This window comes from Roseomonas sp. USHLN139 (assembly GCF_037145735.1).
Classification (GTDB): Bacteria; Pseudomonadota; Alphaproteobacteria; order Acetobacterales; family Acetobacteraceae; genus Pseudoroseomonas.
This window is the reverse complement of record NZ_JBBCWY010000003.1, coordinates 186,332-205,862: the sequence shown is the minus strand read 5'-3', so window position 1 is coordinate 205,862 and position 19,531 is coordinate 186,332. Positions and strand designations below refer to the sequence as shown.

General features: G+C 72.3%; 18 protein-coding genes and 1 tRNA gene. 14 read left to right on the top strand and 5 right to left on the bottom strand.

Annotated features, from left to right (window positions below):
• The first annotated feature begins 10 nt into the window (after positions 1-10).
• The 5 genes from WFI16_RS11445 (at position 11) to WFI16_RS11425 (ending at position 6,837) form a co-directional block, all read left to right on the top strand.
• Positions 11-2,560, top strand: a complete 2,550-nt coding sequence (locus WFI16_RS11445) for a ligase-associated DNA damage response DEXH box helicase (RefSeq protein WP_419897970.1) — start codon at positions 11-13, stop codon at positions 2,558-2,560.
• Between the two features lie 112 nt (positions 2,561-2,672).
• A complete protein-coding gene (gene pdeM / locus WFI16_RS11440) occupies positions 2,673-3,401 on the top strand; it encodes a ligase-associated DNA damage response endonuclease PdeM (protein WP_442970668.1) in 729 nt (242 codons plus the stop codon).
• Entirely contained in the window at positions 3,398-4,828 is a 1,431-nt protein-coding gene (locus tag WFI16_RS11435) for a cryptochrome/photolyase family protein (protein ID WP_419897968.1), read from the top strand. The genes pdeM and WFI16_RS11435 overlap by 4 nt, the downstream gene beginning before the upstream one ends.
• Positions 4,825-5,559, top strand: coding sequence for a metallophosphoesterase (locus tag WFI16_RS11430; protein WP_419897967.1), 735 nt, complete (start codon positions 4,825-4,827; stop codon positions 5,557-5,559). Before WFI16_RS11435 ends, WFI16_RS11430 begins: the two co-directional genes overlap by 4 nt.
• Before the next feature lie 99 nt (positions 5,560-5,658).
• Entirely contained in the window at positions 5,659-6,837 is a 1,179-nt protein-coding gene (locus WFI16_RS11425) for an alpha-hydroxy acid oxidase (protein ID WP_419897966.1), read from the top strand.
• Between the two features lie 45 nt (positions 6,838-6,882).
• On the opposite strand, the gene WFI16_RS11420 is transcribed toward WFI16_RS11425, so the two are convergent.
• The gene (locus WFI16_RS11420; protein WP_419897965.1) at positions 6,883-8,433 is read right to left on the bottom strand and encodes a cryptochrome/photolyase family protein; all 1,551 of its coding nucleotides are present in this window, start codon (positions 8,431-8,433) and stop codon (positions 6,883-6,885) included.
• Between the two features lie 64 nt (positions 8,434-8,497).
• Positions 8,498-10,579: a methyl-accepting chemotaxis protein gene (locus tag WFI16_RS11415; protein WP_419897964.1), complete on the bottom strand. Its 2,082-nt coding sequence runs from the start codon at positions 10,577-10,579 to the stop codon at positions 8,498-8,500.
• 370 nt (positions 10,580-10,949) lie between these two features.
• Here WFI16_RS11415 and WFI16_RS11410 point away from each other — a divergent pair, with 370 nt between their 5' ends.
• The 8 genes from WFI16_RS11410 (at position 10,950) to WFI16_RS11375 (ending at position 17,758) form a co-directional block, all read left to right on the top strand.
• Positions 10,950-11,483: a SixA phosphatase family protein gene (locus WFI16_RS11410; protein ID WP_419897963.1), complete on the top strand. Its 534-nt coding sequence runs from the start codon at positions 10,950-10,952 to the stop codon at positions 11,481-11,483.
• 5 nt (positions 11,484-11,488) lie between these two features.
• Positions 11,489-13,021: a CYTH and CHAD domain-containing protein gene (locus WFI16_RS11405; RefSeq protein WP_419897962.1), complete on the top strand. Its 1,533-nt coding sequence runs from the start codon at positions 11,489-11,491 to the stop codon at positions 13,019-13,021.
• A 94-nt stretch (positions 13,022-13,115) separates the two neighbouring features.
• Entirely contained in the window at positions 13,116-13,676 is a 561-nt protein-coding gene (locus WFI16_RS11400; RefSeq protein ID WP_419897961.1) for a thermonuclease family protein, read from the top strand.
• Positions 13,677-13,900: 224 nt separating this feature from the next.
• On the top strand, positions 13,901-15,208 hold the full coding sequence (gene gltA / locus WFI16_RS11395; protein WP_419897960.1) for a citrate synthase: 1,308 nt from the start codon (positions 13,901-13,903) through the stop codon (positions 15,206-15,208).
• Between the two features lie 317 nt (positions 15,209-15,525).
• The gene (locus WFI16_RS11390; protein WP_419897959.1) at positions 15,526-16,179 is read left to right on the top strand and encodes a hypothetical protein; all 654 of its coding nucleotides are present in this window, start codon (positions 15,526-15,528) and stop codon (positions 16,177-16,179) included.
• 99 nt (positions 16,180-16,278) lie between these two features.
• Complete coding sequence (locus tag WFI16_RS11385; protein WP_419897958.1) at positions 16,279-17,010, top strand: M50 family metallopeptidase; 732 nt, start codon at positions 16,279-16,281, stop codon at positions 17,008-17,010.
• A 148-nt stretch (positions 17,011-17,158) separates the two neighbouring features.
• On the top strand, positions 17,159-17,395 hold the full coding sequence (locus WFI16_RS11380) for a hypothetical protein (protein WP_419897957.1): 237 nt from the start codon (positions 17,159-17,161) through the stop codon (positions 17,393-17,395).
• A gap of 39 nt (positions 17,396-17,434) precedes the next feature.
• A complete protein-coding gene (locus WFI16_RS11375; RefSeq protein WP_419897956.1) occupies positions 17,435-17,758 on the top strand; it encodes a hypothetical protein in 324 nt (107 codons plus the stop codon).
• Between the two features lie 91 nt (positions 17,759-17,849).
• Here the strand turns inward: WFI16_RS11375 and WFI16_RS11370 are convergent.
• From WFI16_RS11370 to WFI16_RS11360, 3 genes are all read right to left on the bottom strand, one after another.
• A tRNA-Glu gene (locus WFI16_RS11370) sits at positions 17,850-17,925 on the bottom strand.
• Positions 17,926-17,970: 45 nt separating this feature from the next.
• Complete coding sequence (locus WFI16_RS11365) at positions 17,971-18,156, bottom strand: DUF2256 domain-containing protein (protein WP_419897955.1); 186 nt, start codon at positions 18,154-18,156, stop codon at positions 17,971-17,973.
• A 54-nt stretch (positions 18,157-18,210) separates the two neighbouring features.
• A complete protein-coding gene (locus WFI16_RS11360) occupies positions 18,211-18,498 on the bottom strand; it encodes a DUF6476 family protein (RefSeq protein ID WP_419897954.1) in 288 nt (95 codons plus the stop codon).
• Between WFI16_RS11360 and WFI16_RS11355 the strand changes: the two genes are divergently transcribed.
• Complete coding sequence (locus WFI16_RS11355; protein ID WP_419897953.1) at positions 18,485-19,525, top strand: RluA family pseudouridine synthase; 1,041 nt, start codon at positions 18,485-18,487, stop codon at positions 19,523-19,525. The two genes, WFI16_RS11360 and WFI16_RS11355, sit on opposite strands and share 14 nt — an antisense overlap.
• Positions 19,526-19,531 lie beyond the last annotated feature (6 nt).

Below are 19,531 nucleotides of genomic sequence, written 5' to 3'. Positions count from 1 at the left end.
GGCGGGACCGATGCGAACATTGCCAGAACCGTTTGCCGCCTGGTTTGCCCGTCGCGGCTGGCGCCCGCGCGCCCACCAGCTGGCCATGCTGGCGGCGGCGGAGGCCGGCGAATCGGCGCTGCTGATTGCGCCCACCGGCGGCGGCAAGACGCTGGCCGGCTTCCTGCCCAGCCTGATCGACCTGCATCGCGACCCGCGGCCCGGGCTGCACACCGTCTATGTCTCGCCGCTGAAGGCGCTGGCGGTGGACATCGCCCGCAACCTGCTGGCCCCGGTCGAGGAGATGGGGCTTGACCTCCGCATCGAGACCCGCACCGGCGACACCCCCGCCAACCGCCGCGCCCGGCAGCGGCAGGACCCGCCGCAGATCCTGCTGACCACGCCGGAAAGCCTGACCCTGCTGCTGTCGCTGCCCGACGCGCAGGAGATCTTCGGCAGCCTGTCCTGCGTCGTCATCGACGAGGTGCATGCGCTGGCCGGTGGCAAGCGCGGCGACCAGCTGGCGCTCTGCCTGTCGCGGCTGACCCGGCTGGCGCCGGGGGCGCGCCGGGTCGGGCTGTCGGCCACGGTGGCGCATCCGGAGGCGATCGCCGCCTGGGTTTCTCCCACGGCCCGGCCCGAGGGCGTGCGGCTGGTGCGCGAGCGCGGCGGCGCCGCCCCGGCGCTGGAGGTGATGCTGCCCGCCGGGCGCCTGCCCTGGGGCGGGCATATGGGCCTGGCCTCGATGCCCGATGTCTATGCGCGGCTGGGCGCGGCGGGTGTCACCATCATCTTCGTCAACACCCGGGCGCAGGCGGAGCTCTGCTTCGCCGCGCTCTGGCGGCTGAACGAGGACAATTTGCCGATCGCGCTGCACCACGGCTCCCTCACCGTCGAGCAGCGCCGCAAAGTGGAAGCGGCGATGGCGGCGGGGAAGCTGCGCGCGGTGGTGGCCACCGCCTCGCTCGACCTCGGCATCGACTGGGGCGCGGTCGACCAGGTGATCCAGGTCGGCGCGCCGAAGGGCGTCGCCCGGCTGCTGCAGCGGGTCGGCCGCGCCAACCACCGGATGGACGAGGCCAGCCGCGCCATCCTGGTGCCGGCCAACCGCTTCGAGGTGATCGAATGCCGCGCCGCCATCCAGGCGGTGGCCGCCGGCGAGGTGGATGGCGAGCCGCCGCGGCCAGGCGGGCTCGACGTGCTGGCGCAGCACATGCTGGCCATGGCCTGCCACGCCCCCTACCACCCCGACGATCTGTTCGAGGAGGTGCGGCGGGCGCAGCCTTACGCCACGCTGAGCCGGCGTGACTTCGACGACACGCTGCGTTTCGTCGAGGATGGCGGCTATGCGCTGACCGCCTATGAGCGGTTCAGGAAACTGTTCCGCGATGCCGAGGGGCTGGTGCATGTGCGCGGGCCGCAGGTGGCGCGGCAGGCGCGGATGAATCTCGGCACCATCGTCGACACGCCGCTGCTGAAGGTGCGGCTGCGCGGCGGCCCGGTGCTGGGCGAGGTGGAGGAGTGGTTCATCTCCACCCTGGAGCCCGGCGACAACTTCCTGTTCGCCGGGCGGGTGCTGAAATACGAGCGGCTCGATCCGACCGCCGCCGTCGTCTCCCCCGGCGGCGAGGGCGAGCCGCGCATCCCGACCTATGCCGGCTCGCGCATGCCGCTGTCGACCGACCTGGCGCGGCGGGTGCGGGCGATCCTGTCCGACCCGAAGGCCTGGCGCGCCCTGCCCGCGCCGGTGCGCGAATGGCTGCGGCTGCAGGACCACGCCTCCGAGCTGCCGCCGGCGGAAGGCCTGCTGGTCGAGACCTTCCCGCGCGGCGGCCGCTTCTTCCTGGTCGCCTATTGCTTCGAGGGGCGGCTGGCGCACCAGACGCTGGGCATGCTGCTGACCCGGCGGATGGAGCGGCTGGGGCTCGGACCGCTCGGCTTCCTCGGCACCGATTATGTGCTGGCCGCCTGGTCGGCCTTCCCGGTCACCGATGTCGAGGAACTCTTCACCGAGGACCTGCTGGGCGAGGAGCTGGAGGAATGGATGGCGGAGAGCTCGATGCTCCGCCGCAGCTTCCGCAACATCGCCACCATCGCCGGGCTGCTGGAGAAGCACCACCCCGGCGCCGAGAAGTCGGGGCGGCAGATGACCATGAGCGCCGACCTGGTCTATGACGTGCTGCGCAAGCACGAGCCCGACCACATCCTGCTGCGCGCGACGCGGGCCGAGGCGGCGGCCGGCCTGACCGATGTCGGCCGCATCGGCAGCCTGCTGGCGCGCATCCAGGGCCGCATCCGCCACCGCGCGCTCGACCGGGTTTCTCCCCTCGCCGTGCCGGCCCTGATCGAGGAGGGGCGCGAATGGGTCTCCGGCAATGCCGAGGAGGCGCTGCTGGCCGAGGCCGTCGCCCTGGTCGAGGAAGCCACCGAGGGCGCCGAGCATTTCACTGGCGCACTGGGGCTCGAGGAGCAGCTCGGCCCGCCCCCGGCCCCGCGCCCCCAGCGCGACCGCCGCGCCCGCTTCGTCCGCCGCGCGCCACGGGCCGTCACGGCGCGTCCGGGCAGGACCGGCGGGGGTTGAGTCGGCTGCCAGAATTCCGCCGCATTTCCACGGCTTGCGGCAGCTTTCCCCCTTCCCGCCTCTCCCTCACTCCGGTAACGCAGGGGAAGCAATGATTTCAGCGCCCTTTCATTTGGCCGGCGAACGCCTGCTGCTCGATCCCGCCGGGGCCCTGTTCTGGCCCGCCCAACGTCTGCTGGTGCTGGCGGACCTGCATCTGGAGAAGGGCAGCCATTTCGCCGCCCGCGGCCAGCTGGTGCCGCCCTATGACACGCGCGAGACGCTGGTGCGGCTGCAGCCGCTGCTGCGCCGCTTCGCCCCGGCGCATCTGCTGTTCCTGGGCGATTCCTTCCACGACGCCGCCGGCCCGTCGCGGCTGGCGCCCGCCGACCGCCAGGCGCTGCTGGCGCTGCTGGCCGGGCGCGCGGTCACCTGGGTGCTGGGCAACCACGATCCCGTGCCGCCCGAGGGCCTGCCCGGCACCGCGGTCGATGAGCTGCAGCTCGGGCCGCTGACCTTCCGCCACGAGGGCCGCCCCGGGAATGCCGCGGGCTTCGAGCTGAGCGGCCATTTCCATCCCAAGGCGGCGCTGGCGACGCGCTGCGGCCCGGTCGAGCGGCCCTGCTTCCTGGCCGATGCGCGGCGCGTGCTGCTGCCGGCCTTCGGCGCCTATACCGGCGGCCTCGCCATCACCGCGCCGCCGATCGCCGCTCTGTTCCCGCGCGGCGGGCGCGCCTTCCTGCTCGGGCGCGACCGGCTCTACAGCGCCGCCACCGGGCCGATGCGGCAGATGGCCGCCGCCGCGACCGGGCGCATGGCCCCCGTCGGCGCGGGGCGCATGGCGCCGGTCGGCGCGGCATGACGGCGGCCGCGCCCAGCCTGGTCTGGTTCCGCCAGGACCTGCGCCTGGCCGACAACCCGGCGCTGCATGCCGCCGCCGGCGGGCCGATGCTGGCCGTCTATGTGCTGGACGATGCCGCCTACCGCTATGGCGGGGCGAACCGCTGGTGGCTGCACCACAGCCTGGCCGCCCTGGCCCAGGCGCTGGAGGCCCGCGGCGCCAGGCTGCACCTGCTCCGCGGCGAGGCGGCGACGGAAATCCCGGCCCTGGCCCGCGCGATCGGGGCGCAGAGCGTCCAGGCCGGGCGGCTCTACGCCCCCTGGGCGCGGGCGCGCGACGAGGCGGTGGCCAAGGGGCTGCAGGCCGATGGCCGCGAGCTGGTGCTGCACACCGCCTCGGTGCTGCTGGAGCCGGAGCGGCTGCGCAGCGGCCAGGGCCGCCCCTATGCCGTCTATACCCCCTTCGCCCGGGCGATCATGGCGATGGGCGAGCCGCCGCCGGCGATCCCGGCCCCCGATCGGCTGGACGCGGTCGAGCCGCCGCCGGGCGGGGCCAGCCTCGCCGCGCTGGCGCTGCTGCCGCAGGCGCCGGAGCCCGACTGGGCCGCCGCCTTCCCCGCGCTCTGGACCCCGGGCGAGGCTGCCGCGCAGGCCCGCCTCGCCGACTTCGCCGCCGAGGAGGCGGGCGACTACGGCAGGGGCCGCGACATTCCCGGCATCGACGGCACCTCGCGCCTGTCGCCCTGCCTGCACTGGGGCGAGCTGTCGCCGCGCCAGGTCTGGCATGCGGTGGCCGGGCACGGCCGCGACGCAGGCCGGCAGACCTGGCTGAAGGAAGTGCTCTGGCGCGAATTCTCCTACCACACGCTGTGGCACCGGCCGGAGCTGCCGGACCAGCCGCTGCGCGCGGAATTCGCGGCTTTCCCCTGGCAGCCGGACGACCGGATGCTGGCGGCCTGGCAGCGCGGGCGCACCGGCTATCCGATCGTCGATGCCGGCATGCGGCAGCTCTGGCAACATGGCTGGATGCACAACCGGGTGCGGATGATCACCGGCAGCTTCCTGGTGAAGCACCTGCTGCAGCCCTGGCAGCAGGGCGCGGCCTGGTTCCTCGACACGCTGGTCGATGGCGATCTCGCCAGCAACAGCCAGAACTGGCAGTGGGTCTCCGGCTGCGGCGTGGATTCGGCACCCTATTTCCGCGTCTTCAACCCGATCCTGCAGGGCCAGAAATTCGACGCCGACGGCGCCTATGTGCGGCACTTCGTGCCCGAGCTGGCGAAGCTTCCCGACAAATGGCTGCACCAGCCCTGGGCGGCGCCGGAGACGGTGCTGCGCGGCGCCGGCGTGGTGCTGGGGAAGACCTATCCGCAGCCGCTGGTCGAGCATGGCGGCGCGCGGGCGCGGGCGCTGGCCGCCTTCGCCGCGCTGCGGGGCGGCCGCGCATGAGCCTGGGGACGGCGCTGCTCGCCCGGCTGAAGCGGGACTTCAAGGGGCTGCGCGTGGTGGGCGACGTCCACGGCGATGCCCGCGCCTTCGGCGCCGCGGTCGAGGGCGCGGCGGAGAAGCGTTTCTTCGTGCTGCAGCTCGGCGACCTGACCGATCGCGGGCCGGACAATCCCGGCACGCTGCGGCTGGCCTTCGACATGGTCGAGGGCGGCACCGGGCTGTTCATCCTGGGCAACCACGACCACAAGCTGCGCCGGGCGCTGGGCGGCGCGCTGGTGCGCCCCGATCCGGAAGGGCTCGGGGTGACGCTGGCCCAGCTCGACGCGGCCGCCGATGGCGAGGCGCTGAAGGCCCGCGCCATGGCGGCGATCGGCGCGGCGCCGGCCTGGCTGCGGCTGGGCTCCTGGCTGTTCGTGCATGGCGGCTTCCATCCGCGGATGCTGCGCGAGCCCTCGCCGCCGGATGCCGGCGCGGCCAAGCCGGAGGGGCTGGTGCCGCGGGCGCTGTTCGGCCAGGTGACCAGCCGGGCGCGGCCCGACGGCTATCCCGAGCGGCTGCACAACTGGGTGCACCGCATCCCCTCGGGCATCACCGTCTATTGCGGGCATGAGCTGCGCAGCCAGGACGGGCGGCCCTATGTGGCGGTCTCGGCCGCCGGGGGACGCGCGGTGTTCCTGGACACCGGGGCGGGCAAGGGCGGCCATCTCTCCTGGATGGATCTGCCCTGGTAGCCACAGCCTGTAGCCACCGCCTGGCAGGACGCTTGCGGCCCGGCAGCGGCAGCGCGACACTGACCCCCTAGGATTGCGCCGTAGGCTGGGGGAAATGCCGTGATCGCCACCAATATCGAGGATCTGCGCGACATCGCGCGCCGCCGCATCCCGCGCGCCATCTTCGACTATGCCGATCGCGGCTCCTATGACGAGGCGACGCTGCGCGCCAACCGCGAGGACCTGGCCCGGCTGAAGCTGCGCCAGCGGGTGATGGTCGATGTCTCGGAGCGCAGCACGGCCAGCACCATGCTGGGCGAGCCGGTCACCATGCCGGTGGCCATCGCGCCCACCGGCCTGACCGGCCTGTTCCACGCCGATGGCGAGATCCATGGCTGCCGCGCCGCCCATGCCTTCGGCATCCCCTTCACGCTGTCGACCATGTCGATCTGCTCGATCGAGGATGTCGCCGAGGCGGTGCAGAAGCCGTTCTGGTTCCAGCTCTATGTCATGCGCGACCGCGGCTTCTCGAAGTCGCTGGTGGAGCGGGCGATCGCCGCCAAGTGCTCGGCGCTGGTGCTGACGCTGGACCTGCAGATCCAGGGGCAGCGGCACCGCGACATCAAGAACGGGCTGGCGGTGCCGCCGAAGCTGACGCTGCGCAACGCGCTGGACATCGCCACCAAGCCGCGCTGGGCGCTGGAAGTGCTGCGCGGCAAGCGCAAGACCTTTGGCAATCTGACCAATGCGCCGACCGGGGGCTCGGGGCTGACCACGCTGTCGCACTGGATCGCCGGGCAGTTCGACCCGTCGCTGTCCTGGAAGGACGTGGCCTGGATCCGCTCGATCTGGCCGGGCAAGCTGATCCTGAAGGGCGTCTGCGATGTCGACGATGCGCGGATCGCCGCCGAGACGGGCGCGGATGCCATCGTCGTCTCGAACCATGGCGGGCGGCAGCTGGATGGCGCGCCCTCCTCGATCTCGCTGCTGCCTTCGGTGGCCGAGGCGGTGGGCGACCGCACCGAGGTGCTGTTCGATGGCGGGGTGCGTTCCGGCCAGGACGTGATGAAGGCGATGGCGCTGGGCGCCAAGGGCTGCATGATCGGCAAGGCCTGGCTCTATGGCCTGGCCGCCGGCGGCCAGGCGGGCGTGGCGCAGATGCTGGAGATCATCCGCAAGGAGCTGGATGTCAGCATGGCGCTGACCGGCACCCGCGACGTGCGCGACCTCTCGCCGAATGTGCTGCATGCCCCGCGCCATGGGGACGTCGTTCTGCCGGCTGGCGGCCGCGAAAACTGACAGAAAAAAGAAGGGGTCCAGGGGAATTCCTTCCCCTGGCCTTGCCTACTTGTAGGCGTCCCGCGGCGTCGGCCTGAGTGCCCCGAGAAAGTCCCTGGCCTGCCGGCGCATCTGTTCGAGCTTCGCGGCGTCCATTTTTTCCAGGTTGCGCAGCGGCAGGCTCATCCGCGCATTCCCGGCCCACCGCTCGGCGTGGCGCGCGATGAAGTCCCAGTAGAGGAAGTTGAAGGGGCAGGCGTCCTTGCCGGTCTGCGCCTTCACGTCATAGGCGCAGTGGCGGCAATAGTCGCTCATCCGGTTGATATAGGCGCCGGAGGCAGCATAGGGCTTGCTGCCCATCATGCCGCCGTCGGCGAAGACCGCCATGCCCTGGGTATTGGGCAGCTGCACCCATTCATAGGCGTCGGCATAGGCCGCCAGATACCATTCGTTGATCGCCGCCGGCGCGATGCCGGCGAGCAGCGCGAAATTGCCGGTGACCATCAGCCGCTGGATGTGGTGCGCATGGGCGTGGTCGCGGGTCTGTTCCGTGGCTTCCCGCACGCAGCGCATCGGCGTCTCGGCGGTCCAGTAGAAGTCGGGCAGTGGGCGCTCCGTCGCCAGCGCATTGCCGGTGGCGTAGTGCGGCATGCGCAGCCAGTAGAGGCCGCGGACATATTCGCGCCAGCCGAGGATCTGGCGGATGAAGCCCTCGACGGCGTTGAGCGGCGCGCGGCCGGCGCGGTACTCGGCCTCGGCGGCCTGGCAGATCTCCAGCGGGTCGAGCAGCCCGGCATTCAGCGGCACCGAGAGCAGGCTGTGGAACAGCACCGGCTGGCCGATCGCCATGGCGTCCTGGTAGTCGCCGAAGCGCGGCAGCCGCTCCGCCATGAAGGCCTGCAGCGCGCGCGCGGCGTCCCGGGCGGTCACCGGCCAGCCGAAGGAGTCGAGGCCGCCGAAGCGGGTCGGGAAGCGCTGTCGCACCAGCTCCAGCACCGCCTCCGTCGTCGCATCCGGCGGGAAGGCGGGCGGCGGCGGCGGCACCAGCCCGCGCGGCAGCGCCTTGCGGTTCTCCGGGTCGAAATTCCAGGCGCCGCCGGTCGGCGTGCCGTCGGGCTCCATCAGGATGCCGTGGCGGCGGCGCATCTCGCGGTAGAAGAACTCCATCCGCAGCTGCTGCCGGCCCTTGGCCCAGCGGGCGAATTCGGCGCGGGTGCAGAGGAAGCGGTCGTCCTCGCGGATCTCGACCGGGATGCCGGCGGCCGCTTCCCAGCCGCGGATCATCTCGAGCACGCGCCATTCGCCGGGGAAGGTCACCACGATCCGCCCGGGCCGGTGGCGGCGGACGGCGCGCAGCACCTCGCCGGTGAAGCTGCCGCTGTTGTCCGGGTCGTCGAGGGTGATGTGCTCGGCGGCGATGCCGCGCGCCCGCAGCGCCGCGCTGAAATGCCGCATCGCGCTGAACAGGAAGGCGATCTTCTGGCGGTGGTGGCGGACCGCCTCGGCCTCCTCCGCCACCTCCATGCTGAGCACCACATCCGCCGCCGTATCAAGGTCGCGCAGCGCCGCGATGCTGCGGCTGCACTGGTCGCCGAGGATGATGCGCAGCGCGGTCATGGCCGGGAGATGGGGGCGGGCCGCGATTGCGTAACCCCCACCCCGGCCGGCCGCCCGGCTGCCCTCAGGCCGCCTGCACCCCCTGGATGAAGCGGTTGACCTCGCCGGTCAGCTGCTCCGCCTGGGAGGAGAGGGCGGCGGCCGAGCCCAGCACCTGGCGCGCCGCGGCGCCGGTCTCGGCGGCCGCCGCGGTCAGGCCGGAGACATTGGCCGCCACGTCCTGGGTGCTGCGCGCGGTCTGCTGCACGGTGCGGGCGATCTCGGCGGTGGCCGCCCCCTGCTGCTCCACCGCCGAGGCGATCGAGGTGGAGACGCCGCTGACCTGCTCGACCCGGCTGACGATGCCCTGGATGGCAGCCACCGCCTCCTGCACCGCGGCCTGCACCTGGCCGATCTGGGCGGCGATCTCGCCGGTGGCATGCGCGGTCTGGCTGGCCAGGCTCTTCACCTCGGAGGCGACGACGGCGAAGCCCTTGCCGGCCTCGCCGGCGCGCGCGGCCTCGATGGTGGCGTTCAGCGCCAGCAGGTTGGTCTGGCCGGCGATGCTGCTGATCAGCTGCACCACGTCGCCGATCTTCTGCGCGCCATCGGCCAGGGCGCGGACGATGCCGTCGGTGCGCCGCGCCTCCTGCGCCGCCTCCCCCGTCATGCGGCTCTGCGCCGTCACCTGGCGGGTGATCTCGGCGATGCTGGCGCTGAGCTCCTCGGCCGCGGCGGCGACCGTGCGGACGCCGTCATTGGCGGTGTCGGCGGCCGTCGCCGCCGTGGCGGAGCGGGTGCCGGTCTGCCCGGCGGTGCCGGTCATCGAGCGCGCGGTGGCCTCGAGCTCGCCGGCGGCGACCGAGAGCTGGTGCACCTGGCCGCTCACCTGGGCCTCGAAGCTCCGGGTGAGCTCGGCGAGCCGGCCGGCGCGGCGCTCCTTGGCGGCCTGCTCGGCGGCCTGCCCGGCGGCCAGCGCCTCGGCGCGGACCAGGCCTTCCTTGAACACCTCGACGGCGCCGGCCATCTCGCCCACCTCGTCGCGGCGCCCGGTGCCGGGGATCTCGGCCTGCAGGTCCTTCGCCGCCAGCCGGCGCATCGCCGCGGTCAGGGCGCGCAGCGGCTGGACGATGCTGCGCACGGTCAGGGTGCCGAGCAGCGCCGCCAGCGCCAGGCCGGCGAGAAGCATGCCGACCGAGAGCGCCATCAGCCAGTCCAGCCGGCTGATCAGCCCGCGCGAATGGCTCTCCAACGCCTGCGAGGCATGCCCGACCAGGCCGCCGGCGACGCCGGCCACCTCGGTGCCGAGCAGGGCGCGGCGCAGCTCGACCACGCGCGGCACCACCTCGTCGCGCAGCTGCTGGCGGGCGACGTTCCAGCCATCGGATTCGCGGATGGCGATAATGCGGGCCGGCAGCGGCTGGTACTGCGTCCAGGCGGCCTCCACCTTGTCGAGCGCCGCCGCCTGCGTCGGCGTCAGCAGCGCGCGATGGCGCTGAAGGTAATCGCGGCCGGTGGCGGCGCGGGCGGAGTAGGTGGCGAAGCTGGCCTTGGACTCGGCGTCGGCGGCGGCGGCATAGGCGCGCAGGCTGGCCCCGGCCAGGCCCAGCGGCCCGCGGAAATCCGCCATCTGGCGCAGCAGCTCCTTGCGCTCGGGCGTCGCCGGCAGGCTGGCTTCCTCGTCGATCATCGCGGTCAGGGCGGCGCCCATGCTGGCCATCAGCGGCGCGACGTCACGGCGCAGCAGGGTCGCGGCGGGCTGTTCCTCGGGCGAATTGGCCAGGCGCTCGACCGCGTCCTGGGTGCGGCGCAGCTCGGCCAGCAGCGGCGGCACCGGGCGCCAGTCGGCCTGCAGCGTGGCCGAGCCGCTCTCGGCGATCAGCCGCGCCAGCCGCGCCTGCTCCTGATCGAGCTCCTGCCAGATGGCGGCGCGCCGCTCGCGGCTGGCGGCCTGGCCCTCGATCATCCAGCCGCGCAGCGCGGAGAGGCTGTCATTGACCTCGCTGACCAGCGAGGCGGCGGACTGGCTCAGCGGCGCATCCTCGACCACCACGCGCTCGGCATCATCCTGCACCAGGCCGATCTGCCAGCAGGTGATGCCAATGCTGGCGCCGAACAGCAGCAGCAGGCCGGCGAAGCCGGCAATCATACGGTGGCTGATGGTCATGGAAGCTCCGGCCCCGGGCCGGCGCGGGATGCAACCGGTCTCCGGCCCCTGCTTGCCGAAGTGATGTTAACGCCTCATTAAATGAAAATGCCGCGCCCACCGGAGAATTGTATCAAATAAAGAAACTTTTTTCTTTATTTCAGACGTGCCCGGCGGCGATGGACCAGCATTTCCAGGCAAGGCCGCCGGCCGACCGGACGGCTAGGGGCTGGCTGGTCGCAGGTAGAGACGCCGGCGCACAACGAAAGTTGCACGCCCCTGCCGGCCAGCGGAAAAAATCCCGGCGCGGCCTCGTAAGCTTTTGTGAAGCCTGCCGGCCGGCGCCCCCTCCCCCCGCGACAGCCGCGCGCGGCCGTGGCAGAGTGTCCGGATGCGGCAATTGCTCCTGTTGCGGCACGCCAAGTCGTCCTGGGACGACCCCAGCCTGCCGGACCATGCCCGCCCGCTGAATGCGCGCGGCAAACGCGCCGCCATGGCCATGGCCGGGGTGATGCAGGGGCTCGGCCTGGCGCCCGACATCGTGCTGGTCTCCTCCGCCCGGCGCACCCTGCAGACCCTGGAAGCGCTCACCCCGCTGCCCGATTCGCCGATGGTCGAGCCGCTGGACGACCTCTATCTGGCGCCGTGGTCGCGGCTGCTGGAGGTGCTGCGCCAGGCGCCGGTGACGGCACGCAGCCTGCTGCTGATCGGCCACAACCCGGGTCTGCACGACCTGGCGCTGTCGCTGGCCGGCCCGGCCGGGATGGCCGGCAAGGCGCCCGGCACGCAGCGCCTGGCCGATGGCTATCCCACCGGGGCGCTGGCGGAATTCGCCGTGGCCAGCGCCTGGTCGGGGCTGCAGCCCGGCGGCGGCCGGCTGGTCCGCTTCGTCGCCCCCAACGACCTGCCCGAAATGGCGGCCTGACACCGATGCTGATCCTCGAGCTTTCCCTGCCGGCCACGGCCGTGGCCCGGCTGTGGCGGCACACCGCCCTCGCCGGGACGACGCGGTCGCGCGCCGCCGCCGAGCAATGGCACTGGCTGGACAGCACGGAGGGCGCACTGGACCGGGCCGGGCTGGCGCTGCGCCTGCTGGCGACGCCGGCCGGCGCGCGGCGGCTGCAGGCGCTGCGCCCCGCCGCCGGCAGCCTGCCCGGCGCGCCGCCGCCGCCGCCGCGCCTGCTGGAGGGCGAGGCCGCGCCGGAGGAGGCCGGCGGCGCCGCGCTGCACCCGGTGGCGCGCTATGCCGGCAAGCGGATCGAGAGCCGGGCCGGCGAGGTGCTGCTGACGCTGGAGCAGGGCAGCCTGCAGGCCGGCGCCGCGCAGCAGGGCTGGTGCCTGCTGCGCCTGCAGGGCCCGGCCCAGCCGGTGCTGGCGCTGGCCCAGGCGCTGGCCGCCACCCTGCCGCTGCTGCCCGCCGTCGCCGGGCTGGACGAGACGGCGGTGGCGCTCGCCGCCGGCCGCCCGGTCACGCCGCGGCACAAGGGGGCGCCGGATCTGGGCGAGGCGGCGACGGTGCCCGAGGCGCTGTCGATCGCCATCGGCCACCTGGCGGGGGTGCTGCTGGCCCAGGCGCCGCAGGCCCGCCCGGATGCCGGGCCGGAGGCAGTGCATCAGCTGCGGGTCGCCGCCCGCCGGCTGCGCTCCTGCCTGAAGGTGTTCCGCAAGGTCGTCGACAACGAATTGCTGCGCGGCATCGATGCCGGCCTGCGCGACACCGCGCGGGCGCTGGGCGCGGCGCGGGAATGGGATGTCTTCCTGGGCGGCCTCGGCCGGGAGCTGACCGCCGCGCTGGGCGAGGAGGACCGGCGCTGGCAGAAGCTGCTAGCCCGCGCGGCGGAGCGGCGGCTGGCCGCCTATGCCGCGGTCCAGGCCATGCTGGCCGGGCCGGACTTCCGCGCCACCCTCTGGCTGGCGCTGCAGGCGGCGGCGCAGCCGGCGCTGCTGGTGCCGCCGCTGCCGGCCCCGGCCGAGACGGCCCCCGGCGAGGCGGGCCCGGGCGAGGCCGTGCAGGGTCCGGTGCCCATCGAGTCGCGCCCGGTGCCGGGGCTGCGCGAGCAGGCGCGGACGGTACTCGGCAAGCGGCGGCGCAAGCTGCTGCGCGGCGGCGCCGGGATCGCTGCGCTGTCGGATGCCGACCTGCACGCGCTGCGGCTCGAGGCCAAGCGCCTGCGCTATGCCGCAGAGCTCTTCGCGCCGCTCTGGCCCGGCAAGGCGACGAAACGCTTCCTGAAGCGGCTCTCGGCGCTGCAGGAGGCGCTGGGCCTGTCGAACGACACGGTGACGGCGCGGGCGCTGATGGCGTCGCTGGCCCGGGCGGAGGATGGCTCCGCCGCGGCGCCGCCTTGGGCGATCGGCCTGGCCGAGGGCTGGGCGCTGGCGGCCAGCCGCGGCATGCGGGCGGAGGCGCTGACCGCCTGGAAGGGGTTCAGCAAGCTCGACCCGTTCTGGGAGCATGGCTGATGGCCGACCTGCCAGCTTCCTGCAGGCCAGACCGGCCGGAGCCTTTCTCAATGCTTGAACAGGCTTTTGGCCTCGTCTAACGCTTCGCCGCGTGTTGACCCGTCGCCGCCTCTTCCGCCCCGCCCCCGCCCCGCGCCGCTGGTCCGGGGTCGCCCTGGGCAGCCTGCTGACCGTGCTGGCGCTTGCCGGCATCGGGCTCGGCCTGCCGGCCAATCTCTTCGGCTCCGCACCGCGCGAGCAGGACTGGAGCGCCAGCAGCGCGCAGCTGCGCGTGGTCGATGGCGACACGCTGCGCCTGGGCGAGCGGACGCTGCGCCTGGCCGGGGTGATCTCACCGGTGCGCGGCCAGACCTGCAGCACCGCGAACGGCGTCGGCTTCGATTGCGGCGGCGCCGCGGCCGAGGCGCTGGCGCGGCTGGTGCAGAACCGCGACATCGCCTGCCGGGTGCAGGGTCGCGACCGCTTCGGCCGGGCGCTGGGCACCTGCCAGGCCGGCGGCGTCGAGACCAATGCCGCCATGGTGGCCGCTGGCTGGGCGCTGGCCGAGCCGGACGCGGCCGAGCTGGTGGCGGCCGAGCAGGCGGCCCGCGCCGCGCAGCGCGGGCTGTGGTCGAACCAGGCCGGCGCGCCGTCGAGCTGGCAGGGCCGCTTCTGATCGCCCCTCGCTTCTGATTGCCGGCCGCTTCTGATTGCCGGCGGACGCCGGCCCGCGGCGCGGCACGCCGACAAAAAATTGCCCGAATGGGCGGCGAAGCTGGAGCGGGGCACCGGCCTGGCCGGGCGCGGATGGACAAGGGCAGGGCCCCGTCCTAATCTTGCGCTGCATCATAGACGGCGCCTTGATCAATGGCGCCGCCCTCCCCGACAGAGGAAGACGCCATGAGCAGCACGGCCAAAGGGTCCGTCACCGTCACGCTCGACGCCACTGGGAAAAGCGCCAAACTGCCACTGATCGGCGGCGCCATCGGCCCCGACGTCTTCGACATCCGCAAGCTCTACGGCGAACTGGGCGTCTTCACCTTCGACCCGGGCTATGGTGGCACGGCCGCCTGCGAAAGCGCCATCACCTATATCGATGGTGACGAGGGCGTGCTGCTGTATCGCGGCTATCCGATCGAGCAGCTGGCCGAGAAGTCGGACTTCCTGGAAGTTTCCTACCTGCTGCTGAACGGCGAGCTGCCGAATGCCAAGCAGCTCAAGGAATTCAGCCACGGCGTCACCATGCACACCATGGTGCATGAGCAGCTGCGCAGCTTCTTCAACGGCTTCCGCCGCGACGCCCATCCGATGGCGATCCTCTGCGGCGTGGTCGGCGCGCTCTCGGCCTTCTACCACGACAGCCTCGACATCAACGATCCGGCGCAGCGCGAGATCAGCGCCTTCCGCCTGCTCGCCAAGGTGCCGACGATCGCGGCCTGGGCCTACAAGTACTCCATCGGCCAGCCCTTCATGTACCCGCGGAACGACCTCTCCTACGCGGAGAACTTCCTGTACATGCTGAACGCGGTGCCGGCCGAGGACTGGAAGCCGAACCCGATCCTGTCGCGCGCCATGGACCGCATCCTGGTGCTGCACGCCGATCACGAGCAGAACGCCTCGACCTCGACGGTTCGGCTGGCCGGCTCGACCGGCGCCAATCCCTTCGCCTGCATCGCCGCCGGCATCGCCGCCCTCTGGGGCCCCGCGCATGGCGGCGCCAATGAGGCGGTGCTGAAGATGCTGGCCGAGATCGGCTCGGTCGAGAACATCCCCGCCTTCATCGAGAAGGTGAAGGACAAGAACTCCGGCGTGAAGCTGATGGGCTTCGGGCACCGGGTCTACAAGAACTTCGACCCGCGCGCGAAGATCATGCAGGCGACCTGCCACGAGGTGCTGGCCGAGCTCGGAATCAAGGACGAGCCGCTGCTCGACCTGGCTATGGCGCTCGAGAAGATCGCGCTGGAGGACGATTATTTCGTCAGCCGCAAGCTCTATCCGAACGTCGACTTCTATTCGGGCATCATCCTGAAGGCGATGGGCATCCCCACCCACATGTTCACCGTGCTCTTCGCGGTGGCGCGCACCGTGGGCTGGGTGAGCCAGTGGAAGGAGATGATCGAGGATCCGTCGCAGCGGATCGGCCGCCCGCGGCAGATCTACACCGGCGCCACCTCGCGCGACATCAAGCCGATCGACCAGCGCGGCTGACGCGGCGGCCGGAGCGGCGCGGCCACGGCCGCCTGCTCCGGACCTCGTGCTGCCCCGATCCACCCCGCCCGGCTGCTGCCGGGCGGGGTTTTTCGTTTCAATACCCTGTCAGAGAAAGCGGCCAAGGCCCCGCAGCGCCGAAAGAGTTCCGGCAGTCGCCTCGCAGGCTCCCAGCTAATGAGCCGCATTCGCTCAACCAGCGCGCGCAAGACAGCCCTCGGGAAATGGCATTTCGTTGCATTTTCCTCTTGATCACGGATACGTGATCGTCACTATGACGCATCGTTGGTTGCATAACCCTGATCGGAATTCCTGCGATGAGCGCGTCCCTTCCCCCGGCACTCGTCCACCATTCGCTGGATGACCTGGTGCGGCGCCGGTTGCGCAAATGGCCACAACGCCCGCCGGGAGCGCTGGAAAGCTCGAAGCAGCGCGGCACCTGGATGCGCGCCCGCCCCGGCGAGGCGGATACCACCGCCTATCCCTTCCTGAAGCTCCCCGGCTCCAACCGGCTGCGCACCGTGCCCGACGGGCTCTGGCTGCATTTCAGCCACGATCCGGACGATGCCTATGTCGACATCCTCTGCATCGAGGCCTGCTCGACGCTGCAGAACCTGCTCGACAAGCGGTCGCGCTTCGCGCCTTCGACCACCTCGCTGCTGGCGGTCTGCCCGGTGACCTGGCTGACGGCGCCGGTGCAGAGCGGCGACAAGCTGCCGCGCTGGCGCCAGATCAAGCTGCTGCGCGCCGCGCCGGTGCAGCCGCTGGTACTGCCGGTGCGCGACGTCCGCGTGCTCTACGGGCTGAAGAGCCGCCAGTATGACGGCTTCGCCCGCCACCAGATGCCGCAGCCGCACGAGTATTTCTGTCCGATGGACGCGCTGATCGACGAGCAGGGCGCGAACAACCCGGCGATGCAGGCGCTGATCTCGCGCGCCTCGGGGGCGGCGAACTTCATGCTGCTGCCGTGACGGCGGCGGCCTGACCCGGCCGGCCGGCGGCTGGTCCTGGCGCCGAGATGATCGGGCCCGGCCTCCCGGCCGCGCGCGGCCTCGGGCAGACTGCTGGCGATGACGCGACGCCTGACCATCGATGGCGGCGGGATCGGGCTCCACCTGCCCGGGCTGCCGCCGATCCGGCTGGAACCCGGGGTGCTGGTCACCCTCTTCGTGCTGACCCTGCCGCTCTGGCGCGGGCTGCAGGGGGTGCGGCTAGAGGCCCTGGCCTGGATCTATCCCGGGCTGCTGCTGTCGCTGCTGGCGCATGAGCTCGGCCATGCCTGGGCCGGGCAGCGCTGCGGCCTGCTGCCTCAGCGCATCCTCCTGCAGACCGATGGCGGCGTGGCCGAGCTGAGCGGCACGGTCAGCGGCCGCCAGGAGCTGTGGATCACCCTGGCCGGCCCGGCCGCCAACCTCGCCCTGGCGGCGCTGTTCCTGGCCGCCCTGGCGGTCTGGCCGGCGCCGCCCCCGCTGCAGCTGCCCGGCTTCTCCCGCCCGCTGCCCGCGGCACCCGGGGCGGCGCCGCTTGTCCTCGCCTGGCTCGGCTGGGGCAATCTGCTGCTCGGCCTGGCCAATCTCCTGCCGGCCTTCCCGCTGGATGGCGGCAGGCTGGCCCTGCTGGTCCTGGCGCCGCGGCTGGGCCCGCCCCGCGCCACCCGCTGGGTGGCCCGCAGCGGGCTGGTCCTGGCCGCGCTCATGGGGTTGGGGTTCCTCGTCAGCCTGGCCGGCGGCGTGCCGCTCTGGCTGCCGCCGGGCTTCGGCGCCAACCTGGCCGCGCTGCGCGCCGCGAAGGCGGGCGATTGACGGTAGCGGGCTGCGAGGCGATCGAGGCATCCTCCCGATGAGGATTAACCTATGTTTGTCAAGGCTTTGATCGCGGATTCGTGTCTAGACCGAAACTTCCTGCCGGGGTCGTCTCTCGCCTCGTCAATCATGTCCCGGGGGGTGATGCGTGTTCCTGGAACCCGATCTTCGACACTCGGCCGTCATGCAGGATGTGGCCGATGCCATGGTGGAGGCCGTTGCCTCCCTGGTCCTGCTGGGAGACGTTCATCCGGGCGCGGCGTCGCAGCTGCTGGACGCGGCCATCGCCCGGCTGCCCGCGGGCGCCCAGAAGATGGTGCGCTTCGAGGCGCACCGGCGCTGGATGAATCGCAGCGAAAATTTGGAGTGGCAGTCCGCCACCTGATGCGGCCATCCTGCGTGGGGCGGAACGTGGGATGCAGCCATGACGGAGCCGTCAAACGCGGCGCGGGCAGCGGTCGAGGCGCTGGTTCTCGAGATCGAGGCGCTGGTCCGCAAGGGGGGTGTGCGGCGCGAGGAGGCCTTCGACCTTCTGCAAAGGGCCATCGATCGCCTGCGGGTCGAGGACCGGAGCGTGCTCCGCCCGGTGGCCGACAAGTTCCGGCAGGGCCCCTGGGTGAAGCGGCGCGACGGCAGAGCCCGCACCGACAGCCTCGCCAGCACCATCGCCGCGCGCTACCGGCGCAGCTGGGTGACGGCGACCGCGCGGGAGCAGGCGCAGGAGTGTCTTGTGGAACCGCGATGCTGATGACGCCAGAAACGGAAACGGCGCCCCGAGGGCGCCGTCTGAGGGGTAACCCCTGCTCCGTATCATAACGCCACATGATCTCTTGCGAGAGTGGCGTCCCCTAGGGGATTCGAACCCCTGTTACCGCCGTGAGAGGGCGGTGTCCTAGGCCTCTAGACGAAGGGGACTGAGGCGTCGTGTGAGGGGGCTTTTATCGGCGCGGCGCCGACCGATCAAGGGGGGGATTTCATATTTCCGCGCGCGCAATGCTTTTGCGCGGCCTGGCGCCGGCCGCTGCGGCAGGCGTCGCTGCAGAAGCGCACCTCCTCCCAGACCGCCGCCCATTTGCGCCGCCAGGCGAAGGGCCGGCCGCAGGCGGCGCAGGGCTTCTCCGGCAGGTTCGGCTTGCGATGCGCCATGGCCTTCTTCCCTGTTCTGCGAGCCCGGCCTTCCGCTCGCCGCCCCCGCCCCGGCTAGTCGCCCAGGCGGATCTCGCCCACCTGCTTCACCGTGCGCGGGTCGAGCAGCAGGATGCGGCCGCCATCCGGACGCTCGACCCAGACCGCCAGGCGGCCCTCCAGCACGGCGATCTGGCCGATGCGCGTGCCCGCCGGCTGCCGCAGCGCCAGATCCGTGCTAACGGCGGCCGTCAGCCCGCTGGCGGCCGTGTTCATGCGCTGCACCAGCGCCACGACCAGCCCCACGGTGCCGACGATGATCAGCACCCCCATCACCGAAACCAGAATCTTGAGCCCGCGCACCGAAAACCCCTCTGCTACCCAGCCCGATCCGACGGCGCCCGATCCGACGGCAACTGCCGCAGGCCCCTTCCACGTCAGCGTCGCGGCGGAGCAGGCAGGCACCCGGCTGGACCGTCTGCTGGCCGGGGCGATAGGCACGTTGTCGCGTTCCCGCGTCAAGGCGCTGATCGAGGCGGGCCATGTGACGCGCGACGGCACGGTGGTGACGGACCCGTCCGAATCGGTTCGCGCCGGCGCCCGTTACACGCTGTTGCCACCGCCGGCCGTCGCGGCGACTCCGGCCGCCCAGGCGATGAACCTGACCATCCTCTTCGAGGACCGCCACCTGATCGTGCTGGACAAGCCCGCCGGCCTGGTGGTGCACCCGGCGCCGGGCAATCTGGACGGCACCCTGGTCAACGCGCTGCTGGCGCATGCCGGCGACGAGCTGACCGGCATCGGCGGCGAGAAGCGGCCGGGCATCGTCCACCGGCTGGACAAGGACACCTCCGGCGTCATGGTCGTGGCCAAGAGCGACACGGCGCACCAGGCGCTCTCCGCCGCCTTCGCCAGCCGCGACCTGGAGCGCGCCTATCTGGCGCTGGTCTGGGGCCTGCCCGCCCCGGTCGCCGGCGAGGTCGAGGCGGCGATCGGCCGCCATCCGATGGACCGCAAGCGCATGGCGGTGGTCACGCGCAACGGCAAGCACGCCCTGACCCGCTATGCCACCGAACGGGCCTGGGGTGCCGGCTGCGCCCTGGTCCGCTGCAACCTGGCGACCGGGCGGACGCATCAGATCCGCGTGCACATGGCACACATCAACCATCCCCTGGTGGGCGACCCGGTCTATCTTCGTCGTCTGCCGGGGGCGGCCAAGGCCGTGCCGCAGCCGGCGCGCGACGCGCTGCTGGCCTTCCCGCGCCAGGCGCTGCATGCCGAGACGCTGGGCTTCCGCCACCCGGTCTCGGGCGAGATGCTGCGCTTCCACGCGCCGCTGCCGCCGGACATGCAGGCCCTGCTGACATTGCTGGATGGTAACCCGCCGTAACCCGAC

What these genes read in the sequence shown, in the direction of transcription:
- WFI16_RS11410 (WP_419897963.1), top strand. Translation starts at nt 10,950, where the DNA reads ATGCGGCAATTGCTCCTGTTGCGGCACGCCAAGTCGTCCTGGGACGAC.
- WFI16_RS11375 (WP_419897956.1), top strand. Translation starts at nt 17,435, where the DNA reads ATGACGGAGCCGTCAAACGCGGCGCGGGCAGCGGTCGAGGCGCTGGTT.
- WFI16_RS11385 (WP_419897958.1), top strand. Translation starts at nt 16,279, where the DNA reads ATGACGCGACGCCTGACCATCGATGGCGGCGGGATCGGGCTCCACCTG.
- gltA (WP_419897960.1), top strand. Translation starts at nt 13,901, where the DNA reads ATGAGCAGCACGGCCAAAGGGTCCGTCACCGTCACGCTCGACGCCACT.
- WFI16_RS11415 (WP_419897964.1), bottom strand. Translation starts at nt 10,579, where the DNA reads ATGACCATCAGCCACCGTATGATTGCCGGCTTCGCCGGCCTGCTGCTG.
- WFI16_RS11435 (WP_419897968.1), top strand. Translation starts at nt 3,398, where the DNA reads ATGACGGCGGCCGCGCCCAGCCTGGTCTGGTTCCGCCAGGACCTGCGC.
- WFI16_RS11445 (WP_419897970.1), top strand. Translation starts at nt 11, where the DNA reads ATGCGAACATTGCCAGAACCGTTTGCCGCCTGGTTTGCCCGTCGCGGC.
- WFI16_RS11420 (WP_419897965.1), bottom strand. Translation starts at nt 8,433, where the DNA reads ATGACCGCGCTGCGCATCATCCTCGGCGACCAGTGCAGCCGCAGCATC.
- WFI16_RS11365 (WP_419897955.1), bottom strand. Translation starts at nt 18,156, where the DNA reads ATGGCGCATCGCAAGCCGAACCTGCCGGAGAAGCCCTGCGCCGCCTGC.
- WFI16_RS11430 (WP_419897967.1), top strand. Translation starts at nt 4,825, where the DNA reads ATGAGCCTGGGGACGGCGCTGCTCGCCCGGCTGAAGCGGGACTTCAAG.
- WFI16_RS11390 (WP_419897959.1), top strand. Translation starts at nt 15,526, where the DNA reads ATGAGCGCGTCCCTTCCCCCGGCACTCGTCCACCATTCGCTGGATGAC.
- WFI16_RS11405 (WP_419897962.1), top strand. Translation starts at nt 11,489, where the DNA reads ATGCTGATCCTCGAGCTTTCCCTGCCGGCCACGGCCGTGGCCCGGCTG.